The 15,996-nt window shown below is 36.0% G+C and carries 14 protein-coding genes; 6 read left to right on the plus strand and 8 right to left on the minus strand.

The annotated features are described in order from the left end of the window. Positions 1-26: 26 nt before the first annotated feature. The 8 genes from AC3QLY_RS03645 to AC3QLY_RS03680 form a co-directional block, all read right to left on the minus strand. On the minus strand, positions 27-518 hold the full coding sequence (locus AC3QLY_RS03645) for a DinB family protein (protein WP_492990645.1): 492 nt from the start codon (positions 516-518) through the stop codon (positions 27-29). A 12-nt stretch (positions 519-530) separates the two neighbouring features. Then, positions 531-1,322, minus strand: a complete 792-nt coding sequence (locus AC3QLY_RS03650; protein ID WP_492990647.1) for a TIGR00266 family protein — start codon at positions 1,320-1,322, stop codon at positions 531-533. 100 nt (positions 1,323-1,422) lie between these two features. Then, the gene (locus tag AC3QLY_RS03655) at positions 1,423-5,025 is read right to left on the minus strand and encodes an efflux RND transporter permease subunit (protein WP_492990649.1); all 3,603 of its coding nucleotides are present in this window, start codon (positions 5,023-5,025) and stop codon (positions 1,423-1,425) included. A 51-nt stretch (positions 5,026-5,076) separates the two neighbouring features. Beyond that, complete coding sequence (locus tag AC3QLY_RS03660; protein WP_492990651.1) at positions 5,077-6,279, minus strand: efflux RND transporter periplasmic adaptor subunit; 1,203 nt, start codon at positions 6,277-6,279, stop codon at positions 5,077-5,079. A 26-nt stretch (positions 6,280-6,305) separates the two neighbouring features. Continuing rightward, complete coding sequence (locus AC3QLY_RS03665; protein ID WP_492990653.1) at positions 6,306-7,712, minus strand: TolC family protein; 1,407 nt, start codon at positions 7,710-7,712, stop codon at positions 6,306-6,308. 38 nt (positions 7,713-7,750) lie between these two features. Then, positions 7,751-8,299: a TetR/AcrR family transcriptional regulator gene (locus tag AC3QLY_RS03670; RefSeq protein ID WP_492990655.1), complete on the minus strand. Its 549-nt coding sequence runs from the start codon at positions 8,297-8,299 to the stop codon at positions 7,751-7,753. A 2-nt stretch (positions 8,300-8,301) separates the two neighbouring features. Then, the gene (locus AC3QLY_RS03675; RefSeq protein WP_492990657.1) at positions 8,302-8,550 is read right to left on the minus strand and encodes a hypothetical protein; all 249 of its coding nucleotides are present in this window, start codon (positions 8,548-8,550) and stop codon (positions 8,302-8,304) included. 159 nt (positions 8,551-8,709) lie between these two features. Next, positions 8,710-8,964: a YciI family protein gene (locus tag AC3QLY_RS03680; protein WP_288096293.1), complete on the minus strand. Its 255-nt coding sequence runs from the start codon at positions 8,962-8,964 to the stop codon at positions 8,710-8,712. 286 nt (positions 8,965-9,250) lie between these two features. Between AC3QLY_RS03680 and AC3QLY_RS03685 the strand changes: the two genes are divergently transcribed. From AC3QLY_RS03685 to AC3QLY_RS03710, 6 genes are all read left to right on the plus strand, one after another. Beyond that, complete coding sequence (locus AC3QLY_RS03685; protein WP_074420801.1) at positions 9,251-9,892, plus strand: DUF502 domain-containing protein; 642 nt, start codon at positions 9,251-9,253, stop codon at positions 9,890-9,892. An 82-nt stretch (positions 9,893-9,974) separates the two neighbouring features. Further along, entirely contained in the window at positions 9,975-11,045 is a 1,071-nt protein-coding gene (gene serC, locus AC3QLY_RS03690; protein ID WP_075051803.1) for a 3-phosphoserine/phosphohydroxythreonine transaminase, read from the plus strand. A gap of 33 nt (positions 11,046-11,078) precedes the next feature. Continuing rightward, complete coding sequence (locus tag AC3QLY_RS03695; RefSeq protein WP_218331227.1) at positions 11,079-12,314, plus strand: DUF1015 domain-containing protein; 1,236 nt, start codon at positions 11,079-11,081, stop codon at positions 12,312-12,314. Between the two features lie 33 nt (positions 12,315-12,347). Further along, positions 12,348-13,370, plus strand: coding sequence for a tetratricopeptide repeat protein (locus AC3QLY_RS03700; protein ID WP_288071302.1), 1,023 nt, complete (start codon positions 12,348-12,350; stop codon positions 13,368-13,370). 167 nt (positions 13,371-13,537) lie between these two features. Then, complete coding sequence (locus AC3QLY_RS03705; protein WP_218331225.1) at positions 13,538-15,334, plus strand: AMP-dependent synthetase/ligase; 1,797 nt, start codon at positions 13,538-13,540, stop codon at positions 15,332-15,334. Positions 15,335-15,381: 47 nt separating this feature from the next. Then, positions 15,382-15,996 (plus strand): hypothetical protein, encoded by a 615-nt coding sequence (locus AC3QLY_RS03710; protein ID WP_218331224.1) that lies wholly within the window; start codon positions 15,382-15,384, stop codon positions 15,994-15,996.

Genomic DNA, 15,996 nt, shown 5'->3' on the forward strand with positions numbered 1-15,996 from the left:
GCCATAGCGAGATATTGCATAAACAATTATTTTAATGCATCATAAAAACCCAAATCGGTACTGGTTATTTGCTTTGTAATAAAAGCTATTTGCCCGGTATGGTATGATAAATGCTCTGTAACATGAATAAGGATGGCAACCCCGCTCATATGGTAAATTTGCACCGCATAATGCTGAAGCCATTTATCAGTAATACAGGATTTAGTAATTTTTTCTGCTTCCAGTAACACATTGTTTAATTGATGTAACAAGATTGCTTTAGGTACATGTTGTTGTTGCTGAAATTCAGCATCTCTATTTCTTTGATATACCTGCCCACCCAAAGTAGCCAATATGTACTGACTAATGTTGCCACAAAGATGCACTATTAAATTACCAATACTATTGGTAACGGGGTTGGATTGCTGCCAAACTTGTTCTTCGGATAGTAGCGACAAGCAATATGTTATTTTATGTAAATTTTCATGCCAATAATGCAAACATGTTTGCACTAATTGTTCTTGAATTGCCTGCTCCATATTATTTTAATTTTACCATCCATCACCATCTAATAAATTACCTAATCCGCCCAACACACTTCCTTCTTCACGCTTTTTAAAAGTAGCATATTGCAAGATGCGGCTTGCCAAACGACTAATAGGCAGGGTTTGAATCCAAACTGTTCCGGGCCCACGTAAAGTTGCAAAAAACACACCTTCACCACCAAAAATGGTATTTTTTATACCGCCAATAAACTGAATATCATATTGCACCGAAGCGGTAAAACCTACTATACAACCCGTGTCAATTTTAAGTAATTCACCCGGTTGCAATTCTTTTTGTTCTACATGGCCACAAGCATGCACAAACGCCATTCCGTCACCTTCTAATTTTTCCATAATAAAACCTTCACCACCAAATAACCCTGTACCTAATTTGCGTTGAAATTCAATACCAATGCTAACCCCTTTTGCAGCACATAAAAAAGCATCCTTTTGGCAAATTACTTTGTAACCAAGCCTATATAAATCTAATGGAATAATTTTACCGGGATAAGGCGCCGCAAAGCTTACATGCTTTTTACCCACTCCTGTATTGGTAAAAGCTGTCATAAACAAATTTTCCCCTACCAACATGCGTTTTCCGGCTGAAAACAGTTTCCCTAATAATCCATTGTTTTGATTACTACCATCACCGAAAATAGTTTGCATACTAATGCCATCGTCCATCATCATAAATGCACCCGGCTCAGCAACAGCGGTTTCATTGGGATCTAACTCAATTTCAACATATTGCATTTCTTCGCCTATAATTCGGTAATCAATTTCATGGTTTTGCAGCATACTTATTTTTTTAGTGAAAATACAAAAGCTAATTATTTCAAAATAGGAAAAATAAAAAACCGCTACAAAATCATAGCGGTTTTTGTTTTTTGATGGAAGTTTAGAACCAACTTCCTATAAATGCATCATTAACATTTTGCAATTGCATGCGTTTCCTTTTTTGAACATGCCTTCTGTGATTAATTAGTGTTATTATGATTAATAGCAGGAAGATGATTGTAAATGGCGGTATAGCCAAAAAGCTAATCCATTTACCACCAAACATGCGGCGCATAGGTTTGCGTAAACGCTCTGCTATCAAGTACATAGAAGGTACAATAATCAATGTCATGAAGAAGGCAAAAGCCAAACCAAAAATAATGGTCCATGACAAAGGCTTCCAGAACACCACATTATCACCGCCAAAATAAATGTGCGGATTTAATTCTGAGAAAAGCGTTATGAAATTAATATTAAAACCAACTGCAATAGGTATAAATGCTAATATAGCAGCTAAAGCAGTTAATAATACCGGAATAATACGTGTTTTACCTGCAGCAATTACAGCTTCACGAGTTTTCATTCCACGCCCACGTAGTTCATCGGCAAACTCAATTACTAAAATTCCATTTTTAACTACAATACCTGCAAGACCAACAATACCTAAGCCGGTCATTACCACCGATACTTGCAAACCGGAAATAGCAAAACCCAACAACACGCCAATTACACTGAAAATAATTTCTGTTAAGATAATAATAGGCTTACTAACGCTATTGAATTGCAGTACTAAAATAATTAAAATTAAACCCAATGCTATTAGTAAGGCTTTACCTAAAAACGCACCAGTTTCAGCTTGTTGTTCACCCTCACCGGTTTGTTTAATAGTAACACCTGCAGGTACTTTTGGCTTAAACTGATCAATATATTTCTTCAGTACCTGATTTACGCCTGTTGCATCATAACCCTGGTTGGTTAATACATTTGAACGCAGTGTAATTAAGCGTTTTTGGTCTTTTCTTTTTACACTTCCCAAGGTGTTTGTTGGCTCAACTTTTACTAATGCACTAATGGGTATATTTTTAATTGCACCACCGGAAGCTATATCGCGGAAAGAAATACGCATATTCAACAAGTCGTTTAAATTTTGACGCTGATAATCCTGACTGCGTAATTGAATTTTATATTCATCTTTTCCTTCTTTAATTTTTGAAACTTCGCGACCAAATAAAGAAGTTCTAATTTGTTGACCTATTTGTGCAGTAGAAATGCCTTCCGTTAAAGCCCTATCGCGATTAATGGTTAAAGTAAGTTCCGGATTTTTTAAATCAACGTCCATCTTTAATTCTTCAACTCCGGGCACTTGTATAGAATCTAAATAATTTTTCAACGATGTAGCAGTACCAATTAAATTATCAAAATTCTCGCTGGCAATTTCAATATTAATTGGGGGATCGGTTGGTGGCCCGGAGCTTTCCTGATCAACAGTAATTTCTGCACCGGGTATACCCTTCATTACGGCTCTAATTTCATCTAAATATGGCGCCGTAGAAATGCCATGACGCTTTTCATACTCTACAAATGAAACCTGTATTCTACCTAATTCACTACGTGTACTTCTATCACCACTCATGGGATCTGCAGCACCAACAGCAACGTTACTAATTACGCTTTCTACAATAGGATTGGTTTTGCCTTTGGCTTCATCAATACCCAAAACTTTATTTACACGACCTTCCAACACACGTGTAATAGAATCTGTATACAACACGTTGGTACCAACCGGTAACTTCAAATAAACATAAATTTGGTTGGGATCGCCTTTCGGGAAGAAAGTTATACCTACGTGGTTTGTACTAATAGCAACAACAAAGCCAATAAGTGCAACAAAAAACAAGGCAATAGTTGCTAACAATAATTTTACCGGACGCCATCCGTATAATGCCCACCGCAACAGGTTTTCATAGTGATTCATTATCCATGGAAGGCCATGATTTTGGAAATAATGAATAGCATCATCTAACACAAACCGATTAAATACTACCAGAATCATGAAGAACAGTAGCAGGTTGCCAAAGAAAGTTAATCCAATTACATCTAACAAAATACCAATGATAATAGCAACCCAAAAAGAAGCTTTTTTGAATAGTTCTTTTTTGGCAGGCTTCTCTTCCCCTTCAGGATGATTCATAAAATCAACCGCAAAAACAGGGTTCATAATAAATGCTACCACTAATGATGCTGCTAAAGTAAAAATGAGCATGGTTGGCAGATAAATCATGAACTTACCAATAATACCCGGCCAAAATAATAAAGGAAAGAAGGGAGCTAATGTAGTAAGCGTACCGGCCAATACAGGCACAAACACTTCACCTGCAGCCATTCTGGCTGATATTTGTATAGGTATTTTCCCTTTACCTTGAGAAAAAATTCGATGCGTATTTTCAATTACTACAATTGCATCATCCACAATAATTCCTAAACCAAACAGCAATGCAAACAACACTATAAAGTTTAAGGTAACGTGTGAACCTACAATTAAGTCTGCTCCGGGTAAAAATACAAATGCCACAAACATACTTAGCGGAACAGATAAGGCAACGAAGAATGCATTTACGACGCCCATGAAGAACATGAGCACAATTAAAACTAGCACAAAGCCAATTACGATAGAGTTCACTAAATCATTGAATGAACTTCTTGTTTTAATACTTTGATCGCCGGTGATAACAGCCTTTAAATCTTTTGGAAGTGATGATGCTTTCATTTTTTCAACCACTGCTTTCACAGCATCACTTGTTTCAATTAGGTTTTCACCTGAACGCTTAATTATGTTTAAGGTAATTACATTTTTACCATCCAATCGGGCAAAGCTTTCGCTTTCTTTCGTAGTATCTTTAATGTGCGCAATATCTTTTAAGTAAACAGGGGCGCCCATTTGGTTGCGCAAAATTATTTTAGATATGTCTGCAGCAGTTTTTAACTGACCTTTAATTTGCAGGTTGCGCTTCATATTTCCTACATCTAATAAACCACCGGAAATATCAAGGTTTTCACGCTGTACAGCATTCGTAATATCATCAAACGTAATACCGGCTGCCTCCATTCTAAAATTATCAACATTAATTTGAAATTCACGATCGGGTGCACCCACTTCATCTACCCGATTAATTTGCGGAATGTTTTCCAATTCATCTTTTACATCATCTGCATATTTTTTTAGTTGTTGCAAATCATAATCGCCACTAATGTTTACATACATTATGGGTTGATCACTAAAACTAACTTCTAATACTGTTGGCTCTTGTGTTAAGTCAGTAGGCAAATCTTGCTTGGCTTTATCAACTGCATCTTTTACCTTTTGTAAGGCCACTTCAGTCTTCACATCTGTTTCAAATTCAACAGTAATAGCTGAATAATCTTGTTGTGAAGTACTAGTAAACTTTTTAATTTTTGCACCAGTAATACCTTTAATTTGTTTTTCAATTGGCCTGGTAACTAAGTTTTCAATGTCTTTAGGCGAGTTACCTACATAAATAGTTTGTACATAAATAGTGGGAATAACAATATCCGGAAATTGCTCTTTAGGCAATGTAACAAATTGAAAAATTCCACCAATGCTTACAAAGAGCATGATTAAATACATGGCCGTTTTGTTTTTAATACTCCATGTAGTTGGTGCAAACTCTTTGAACTTGCTGTTTATATCTTCTAATAAACTCATAAACTTATTTTAAAGCTGCATGTATAAGGTTAACTATAAAAAATAACGGTACTACAATTGTGTAGTAACCAATTGACCATCATATAAGCTTTGATAGCCATCAGTAATGATTTGATCACCGGGTTGCAAACCGCTTAAAACTTCTACATTATAACTATTCATCATACCAATTTTTACAGGACGTTTTTTGGCTACCAAACGCCCACCCTCTTTTACAGCTACCAAAACATATTTCCCATTTTCATCATTCTGTATAGTATTAATGGGAGCGATGATTGCATTGTTAGCTTTGTAATCTTGAATGGCTACAACAGCTACTTGATTAGGATAATATTCCTTTCCGGAAGGCAGTTTAGCTTCAGCAAAAAAGCTCCTATTATTAGCATCAATTAAATTTCCAATAACGCTAATATTGGCATCAATTGTTTTATTAATATCAGGCAAGGTTATTTTAACAGGCGAACCTACCATTACTTTACCCAAATAATTTTCCGGTACTTGTGTAGTAACTTTTAAATTACTAGTATTAACAATTTTAATTTGTGGAGATGTTCCGGAGAAGCCCGTAAACAATTCACCAATACGAACATTTACATCGTCAGCAACTCCATCAATATCCGCATAAACCTTAGTATACTCTAATTGTTGCTTGGTAATATCTAATTGTTTTTGCAAAGTAGCCAATTGACTTTCTAAATTTGCCACATTGTTTTTTGCAGTAATTAGTTGTACTTCCGTACCAATATTTTGATCCCATAGGTTCTTTTGTTTTTGATACAAGGTTTTGGCAAAATCAAGTTGCGTTTGAACAGTAGCCATATTCTGTTGTGCTGCATTTAAACTTTGTTTAGCTATGGCGTCATCTAATTGCAATAGTAACTGCCCTTTATGAATTTTATCACCTTTCTTCACATATAAAGCTTTTACAACACCACCCGCACCCTTGGGAGCTACATAAGCAATATTAACAGCATCAACGCGTCCTTGTAAATTGATATAATGGATAAATGTTTGTGGCGCAACAGTTGATAAAACAACCAACTTCGCTTTTTCAGTATTGGCAAAACTGGTGTCTTGCTGTGCTAGCTTTTTTTCTAAATCGCTAATTTGTTGATTTATTTTTTGCTGTTGTTTTTTTAAATCTGCCAATTGCTGCTTTTCATTTTGCACTTCAGAAGAAGATGACTTTGCCGAACAGGCAGCCATTGTAATAGCAGTTGTAGCAATTATAGTGTATTGAAATATTTTTTGCATATAATAAATTTATTTTTTTGAATGAATTATAATTTTCCGGTTGCTTTTAAATAATCAACCCTGGCAATTACAGCATCGTACAATGCATTAACATAATTGGTTTGGGCTGTTTTTAGGTCTGTTTCTGCAGAAGTTATTTCTGTGTTACTTCCTGTTCCAACCTCGTATTTCTTTTTTGTTTGGTTGTACACGGTTTCAGCTAACTGCATATTTTTCTTTTGAAAATCGAGTGTTTCTAAAGCAGTTGCAAAGTTTAGTTGAGCAGTTTTTACATCGTTATCAATAGAAAGTTTCAAGGCATCTAAAGAATTATCGGTTTGTTTCACAGCTAAACGTGATTGCTTAATATTCGCATCCTTTGCAAAACCATCAAACAAGGGCACACTAATATTTAAACCAATTGCAGAAGCGGTAAACCAGTCACCCTTTTTATCAAAAAAGTTAAACTGGCTACGAAAAGCCTGTTTCGCAAATGAACCCGATAAGGTTACAGTTGGCAAATAACTCATTTGATAACGCTTTACATTGTATTGATTTAATTTTTTTACCAATTGTAGATATTGAAAATCTTTCCGATTCATGTATTGATAAGCTGTATCATTTAAAATATTATCTTTTATCGCATCTTCATTAATGTTATCGGTAAGAAGTAATGAATCTTTAATGGGCATGCCAAGCAAAATTTTAAGACCCAAATAACCAACAGCAATACTGTTTAATGTTTTTTGTTTTTCTGTTTGCAGGTTGGCTAATTGAACAGAAGTTTTATCTACATCTAATTTTTCTGCAAATCCATTTTTATACATTTCTTGAGTATCATGTAACAACTTTTGAAAGCGTTCAATATTAGCATCCAGCAATGCTACCTGTGTTTTACTTACTACTAACTGATAGTATACTTTATAAATATTAGCCTTAATATTTTCTTCGGTTACTTCAACATTTTTTTGTTGATATTGCATGGATGTAGCACGTGCTTGTAAACCAACAAACACCTGACCATCAAACAAAATTTGTGAAAGGGCTACACTTGCAGTAGCATTATAGGGCGTACCGAATTGTGCCTGCACATACCCAAAATCTGATGGAGCAACGATTGGATTTCCAGCTCCATTTTTTACTCCTTCCTGTACTAATACACCATAAGTAGCTGCAGCAATAAAGTTGGGGAAACTTTGCACAGCAACATTTGGATAATAATTGGTACTAATACCACCATTTAATTGCGGCAATGCGGCTGACGTTACCCCACGGTTTACTTGCTGCTGCATTTGAACATTTAATAACGCATTTTTAATTTGAGCATTGTTTTTATGTGCATATTCAATACATTGTTGCAATGAAAATGCATGTGTTCCCTCACCGGTTTGGGCCCTTAACACAATACTACTGCCAATGGTAACAAATAGCAGTATCATTAATTTTTGTTTCATACCCTTCATTTATTAGTTTACGTTTTAGATATTTTAGTTTATATGCGATTAAATTCCTTTTGGAGATACTTCGTAATTATCTTTTGGCCTTTTGTGGTTGCAATTCCATATAAAAAATGCTGCGTAATGGCTTCAGCCAATTCTGCCAAACTGTATTTACCAATAGATTGATTGAATGCAGGATTAAATATTAAGAAAATTGACTCGATTCGGTAAGCAGCCATAATATCAATTTTTATATCAGAACGATACAACTCTTCCTCAATACCTCGTTTCAAATTGCGAGTAATCTCCTGATATAAAAACTTGTTTTTATGCTCGTAAAATTGTCGAAAAGCTTTGGGATGATATTTTTCCAATTCATACAACAATAGCGGATTCATGTTTTTCAGCATGTCTTCTACCATTTCAATAGCCAAGAAAACCTCGTGTATAGCATTTTCGCTTTGTTGACATTGAAAAGTGCAGCGCTCTGCATTTCTTTTAATTTCATCTTGTATTACCTGTTCTACCAAATTATCCTTATCAGTAAAATATTGGTATAAGGTTTTTTTACTCATGCCTAACTGCGAGGCAATTTCGTCCATACTTATACTACGTACGCCGTAGCGCATAAATAGCTCATGGGCTTTTGTAATAATTCGCATTTCATTTTCCATAACGGGCGCAAAACTATGGAAACTTTTAACGTAGCCAAAGTTTCTATGCTGTTTTTTAATATTATTTTTACATGAATGGTATAGGGGAAGGATGAATGAACAAATAAACGTTCGGTTATCAGTTTTTTGAATTGAGAATAAGTTTGTAAAGGTTGTTGGGTAAAATAAATTTTAAACATGTAAACAGGCCATTTTTTGTTGAATACAATTTTTTTCAATGACTGACCGGCAAAGTGAATATGCCAGCATTAAACAATTTTTTTATATTTGTATGATGCGCATGATACAAATAGCTAAGCAACAGATAATAATAATGGTTGTTTGTAAATATCCATTGTTTAATGCCACATGATTTCTCTTACTTCAACCGTATTGCCTTCTCCCTGTAATACCGGCGCACCTTTTGCAAATTGGGCTGCTTCTTCAGCCGATTCGGCCCTGATGAGAATAAATCCGCCAAGGATTTCTTTAATATCTCCTAATGGCCCGTTGGTAACCATTTTGTTATGGTGTACTACTTTTGCGTCTTCAAACAATAAACCGGTACCACTCATAAACTTGTTTTGGGCAGCAATACTGTTTACCCATTCCATTTGTTACTGCATCCAAATTTGCATTTGTTCGGGAGAAACTTTTCCTGTAGCGTTTTCGTGTCTGAAAATTAGTAAAAACTCTTCCATGGCTTTTTAATTTTAATGAATGATGAATAGTTGCAGTGTATCTATTTATAACAATTGATACGGCTAAAAAGGGACATGCCGCTTCCATCAATTATTTGAATTTACTAAATTGATGCATTGTTATTATCCGTTTTTGGCAATAAAAAAAGTAAAATGGCATCCTGCATTTTTATATGCATATTTATTGTAAACTTGTGGTATGAAAAAGGAACGATTTTCCTTGATATTTCAACTCTTTCTCCGAAATATTTTTAAATATTTCTTACAAGGGCTTGCCGTACTTGCCCCCATTGGTATTACCATTTGGCTGGTTATTAGTTTGTTTAATTTTATTGATGGCATTCTTCCCAATATTATTCACGCCATTTTTCCGAGTTTAATAAAGGTAGATTCCGATGGCAGTCTGAAACGTATACCCGGTGTTGGTTTTATAGTAGTGCTCACTTTGGTTTTATTAGTGGGTCGTATTTCTTCCTCATTTATTTTCTCTAAAATTGTAGAAGCTTTTGATTCTATTTTGGAACATACCCCTGGTGTAAAATTTATTTATTCATCGGTAAAAGATTTTTTTGAAGCATTTTCGGGCAACAAAAAGAAATTTGATAAGCCGGTAATGGTGAATGTAGATGCTACTGATGTTTGGAGAATGGGGTTTATTACCAATAAAGATGCTGCCGGCTTAAACCTGCCCGACCATATTGTAGTATATGTGCCACATTCTTACGCCATTAGCGGCATAACCTATATTGTTCCAAAAGATCGGGTACGTATTATTCGCAATTTAAATGCTGCAGATGCCATGAAATTTATCATTAGCGGCGGCATTACCGAACACGATTAAACCCAATACTCTTTTAATGCATATTTATTAACGGCCTGCTTTGCTGCTATTTGATTAAATTGCAGCACTTTTTTTAGCAACCATGAAAAAACATAATTTTAATTCCGGCCCCTCTATTTTGCCGGCTACGGTAATAGAACAGGCTGCTGCGGCCTTACACGATTTTAATGGCATTGGCTTATCTATCCTTGAAATTGGGCATCGTACCGATTGGTTTGTAGCAGTATTAGAAGAAGCAAAAATGTTGGTAAAACAACTGATGCAGTTGAATGATGATTATGAAGTTTTGTTTTTACACGGCGGAGCCACCACGCAATTCATGCAAATTCCCATGAATTTTTTATCGCCCGGCGAAACTGCCGCTTATTGCGATAACGGCATTTGGGGCAGTAAGGCTATACAGGAGGCGGGTTATTTTGGGAATGTTCATATTGCAGCTTCTTCTAAAGATAAAAATCATACGTATATTCCTAAAAATTTATCGCTGCCTGAAAAAGCCAATTACCTGCATATTACCACCAACAATACGGTTGAAGGAACACAGTGGCATCAAATACCACCCACAAATTTGCCATTAGTAGCCGATATGAGCAGCGATATTTTTAGCCGACCCATGCCCTTTAATCAATTTTCATTCATTTATGCGGGTGCACAAAAAAACATGGGTGCCGCAGGGGTAACATTGGTGGTCATCAAAAAAGAATGGGCAGCTTCGGTACAAAAGCCGGTGCCTCCCATTATGCACTATCAAAAACACATTGAAGCAAAATCGCTCATGAATACTCCGCCGGTTTTTGCTATTTATGTAGCATTATTAACCCTTAGATGGATTGTTGCAGAAGGTGGATTGGCTGCTATGAAAACAAGAAGCCGCCAAAAAGCTGACCTGTTATACCAAACGATTGACAGTTTACCCATTTTTACAACGGCCATTGCAAAAGAAGACAGAAGCTTAATGAATGCAGTATTTTTTATGAAAGAGGAAGCATTATTGCAGCCTTTTTTAAAAACCTGCACCGAAAATGGAATAATTGGTGTAAAAGGATACAGAACTGTAGGTGGCTTAAGGGTAAGCATGTATAATGCCTTACCGTTAGAAAGTGTTCAGGCATTTTGCCAACTGGCGAAGGATTTTGCACAAAAACACGGTTAAATTATTTTAAATCATTTAAACAAGTACGATAGCATGGCGATTATTCAACCTTTTAAAGCTTTAAGACCACAACCACAGTTTGCAAAACAAGTGGCCAGTAAACCTTACGATGTATTAAGCAGTGCCGAAGCAAAAATTGAAGCACAAGGCAATCCCGCTTCCTTTCTGCACATTACTAAAAGTGAAATTGATTTGCCCGAACAAATAGATGTTCATGCACCAGAAGTATATCTGCAAGCCAAACAAAATTTAGATGCATTTTTGAAAAGAGAAATACTGTTTTATGAATCAAAACCCTGTTATTATATTTATCGTTTAATTATGGATGGCAAAAGCCAAACCGGCTTGGTTTGTACCAGTGCAGTAGATGATTATGATAACAACATCATCAAAAAACATGAATTTACGCGGCCCGATAAAGAACAGGACCGTATTAATCACATAACCGTTACAGGTGCCCAAACAGGCAATGTATTTCTTGCTTACCGAAATGTTGATGCCATTGATGCTTTTATTACACAATGGACCACCGCTAAAACACCCGGGTACGATTTTGTGGCCGATGATGCCGTGCAACACAGCATTTGGGTAATTAACGATGGTGATGCTATTGAAACCATTACTAACCTGTTCGCAAAACATGTGCCGGTAACTTATATTGCCGATGGCCACCACCGGGCTGCTTCTGCTGCCAAAGTAAGGCAATCGTTCAATGGTAAAATACCTGAAGCCGCCAATTATTTTCTAACCACTTTATTCCCGGCTAATCAGTTATCGATAATGGATTATAACAGGGTAATATCAGACTTAAATGGGCATACACAGGAAAGTTTATTAGCAGCATTATCAAAAAAATTTACAGTTCATCTCGTCGGAGAAAAAGCATTGAAACCTGCTGCTTCGCACGAAATGGGTATGTACCTTAATGGCAACTGGTATCAATTAACCGCTAAACCCGGCAGCTTCAATACTGACCCCATTGGTATTTTAGATATTAGCATTTTGCAAAAAAATATTTTAGAACCCATATTTAATATTGTAGACCAGCGCACAGATAAAAGAATTGATTTTGTGGGTGGCATTAGAGGTATGGCAGCATTGGAAAGCCGCGTAAACAGCGGTGAAATGAAAGTGGCGTTCAGTTTATTTCCTGTTAGCATGGAACAATTATTCACCATTGCAGATACCAATAATGTAATGCCTCCTAAAAGCACCTGGTTTGAACCTAAATTACGCGATGGTTTATTAACACATTTAATTTATGAATAAGTGTATTTTCGCCAAAGCCTGAAATGTATTTTTATGAAACATGTTGTTTTTCTATGTTTTTTTGGTTTATTGGTAATAATGGCAAAGGCGCAAACCCAGGATGCTGCCCAGTTGTATAAAGATGGCAAACAATTAATGCAACAGGGCGATTACGATAATGCAGTAATGGTGCTGAACAATGCATTACAGCAAGATCCGAACAACTTAGACATACAAAAAGATTTGGCCTTCGCTAATTTTTTGAACAGAGATTATACCAGCGCCATTAATGTCAGCAAAAAAATTATTGCCCAACCTGGCGCCGATGAACAAGCCTATCAAATATTGGGCATGTGCTATAAAGCCATTGCAGAATACAAAGAGGCTGGCGATTTATATGAAAAAGGTTTAAAAAAATTCCCCAATAGTGGTGTATTATACAATGAATATGGCGAAATGTTGGCCATGAATAAAACATTAGACAAAGCCATTCAATATTGGGAAAAAGGCATTGAGGCAGACCCAAATTACAGCAGCAACTATTTCAATGCAGCCATGTATTATGCACAAAACAATGATAACCTGTTGTGGGTAATGTACTATGGCGAAATATTCATTAATTTGGAAAGTTACACTACCCGCACTGCCAGCATGAAAAGCACCATTTTAGATGCTTATAAAAAACTATATACCCAATACAAACCCGAACAATGGGGCAGCGGTTATAAAAAAACACCTTTTGCATTGGCCTTTTTTCAGGTGTTAAAAAATAGTATTTATCAAATTGCCACGGGTGTAACACCCGATAATTTAATGGCTGTAAGAACCCGTTTTATTTTGGATTGGTATAATAGCGGCCTAAACCAGCAATTTCCCTCCCGCCTTTTTGATCAGTGGCAATACTTTTTAAGAGATGGTATGTTTGAGGCCTATAACCAATGGATATTTGGTGCTGCTGCCAGTCCTGTTAATTATCAAAATTGGGTGCAAACACATACTGCACAGGCCGATGCTTTTAAACAATATCAGGCCAGTCGTATTTTTAAAATTCCTTTAGGCCAGTATTATCATCAATAATACACTTACTTAATATTAAAATGCCAGCATTGATTTAAGAAAATAGATTTTCTTATTCACCCCCTATCATTCCTGTTTTTTTAATTAACGATGTTTACTTAATTTGTATCGTGTTCAATATTAAAAACACCGTTACCGCAATATTTTAGTTTATAACGATTGCCAATATGATAACACCCAAAAGATTATTTGAAGTAACAGACCATCAATTGCAACATTTTCCAAAAGAAACCATGCTGGCAGCAAAAGAAAATGGGCAATGGCACAGCTACAGTACGCAGGATGTGCAGCAAACCGCCTTGCAATTAAGTGCCGGTCTTTTATCACTCGGTTTAAGTGGAAATGATTTTACGCCCGAAGGCAGCGATAAAGTAGCCATTATTAGTAATAACCGCCCTGAGTGGATTATTACCGATTTGGCTGTTCAGCAAACAGGAGCCATTTTGGTACCGCTTTATCCCACAACCAATCCGTTAGAAATTGAATTTATTTTAAACGATTCAAAAGTGACTACCCTTTTCATCAGTAGTGTTGATTTATTGGAAAAAATAAAATTTATTCAACCCAATGTTCCTACATTAAAAAATATTTTCACTTTTAACAAAATAGAAGGTGCCAGACATTGGAGTGAGTTATTGATAAAAGATGATGCAGCCCTGCAAAGGGTACAAACAATTCGGGCACAAATACCGGCTACACACTTGGCTACCATCATTTATACTTCCGGAACTACAGGTACCCCAAAGGGTGTAATGCTGAGCCATACCAATATTTACAGCAATGTAATGTTTAGTAAAGAAAGTTTCCCTTTTGAAGATGCACCACACACAAAAGTATTAAGCTTTTTACCACTCAATCACATATTTGAAAAAACGGTTACTTATATTTACCTGTATAGTGGTATATCTATTTATTACGCCGAAAGTTTAGAAACTATTGGCGATAATTTAAAAGAAGTACAACCCGATGGTTTTACAACGGTACCCCGTTTGTTAGAGAAAGTTTTTGAAAAAATTATGCATACCGGTAACCAGTTAACCGGTATAAAACGTTGGTTGTTTTTTTGGGCTGTATCATTGGGTACACAATACGATAATAGAATCAATAAAGGATTTTGGTACAATACACAACTGGCAATAGCCAATCGTCTTATTTTTAATAAGTGGCGTGCTGCTTTGGGAGGCAATGTGCAATATATTGTAACAGGTGGTGCCGCCTGTCAGGTTAAATTATTACGCATTTTTAATGCTGCCAAAATTCCCGTGTATGAGGGCTATGGACCTACCGAAAACAGTCCGGTAATTTGTGTAAACAGGAAAGCTGCAGGTGGAATGAAATTTGGCACAGTAGGCCCACCCATTAATGGTATTGAAGTGAAACTGGCAGATGATGGTGAAATTTTAGTAACCGGCCCTTGTGTAATGGTTGGTTATTATAAACGCCCCGATTTAACTGCCGAAGCTGTAATTGATGGATGGCTACATACCGGAGATATTGGTGTATGGGAAGATGGAACTTTTTTAAAAATTACCGACCGCAAAAAAGAATTGTTTAAAACCAGTGGAGGCAAATATGTAGCACCGCAACCCATTGAAAATAAATTAAAAGAAAATGCTTTCATTGAACAGGTATTGGTGGTAGGCCCCGAAAGAAAATTTGTTGGAGCACTTATTGTTCCCAGTTTCAGTACATTACAATCATGGATGAAAGAAAATAATATACCTTTTACAACAAATCAACAGGCTATTGAAAACCCCAAAGTATTGGAACATTACAATAAAATAATTGATAAATACAACCAGTTATTCAACCACGTGGAACAAATAAAAAAATTTAGATTATTGCCTGTTGAATGGAGCATTGAAACCGGTGAAATGACACCAAAAATGAGCCTGCGCAGAAAAATTATTATGGAAAAATATGCAGCAGATATTGAAAAAATTTATGCTGAAAATAATAACTAACCTAAATTGCAGCAACGCCTTTATTTTTCAATTTAAAACATATATGTATGCTTCGTAACATTGGATTAATAACTATAATGGGTATTTTTTTGGCAGCTTGTTCTACTAATAACACTAAAAAAATAATGATTGTAGCTACCGGTAATATAGATGTTAATATGGATGCCAAAACCATTACCCTTAGTGGGGGAGCCGGCTCAAATGACAAAACAGTTGACTTTAATGTTGCAGGACCATTAACGCTTACTCTTAAGGATGAAGACGGTAAAAGCTCTGCCATTTCGGTAAATGATAATGGCTATTATATTTTGAATGCAAGAAAGGATACCATTGCAGGGGCTTATCAAAATTATAGTGCACCTAAAACTAAAGTAGATACCATTAAACAGGAAACCATTGAAAGAGGAATTGACTCATTGAGCCAACTGATTGAAGGTAAAAATGTAAGTGCAACCAATCGCAATTTTTTTGTTACGCCAAGTAATATTGTAAAAATTACAGCGAATATGGATGCTTTTGTAGTGCCCCCTTTTCACAGAATGACCTCGATTGAAAAAGTAGGCGATAAAGAACCGGAAGTATACCGTTTTTACACATCAAATGAAATAAGGGAAAAGCTTGCAAAATTAAAAGCCTTAACGGCACCACCAACGGTAAAATAA

This window comes from Hydrotalea sp. GW822-HT8A01, from assembly GCF_058798575.1.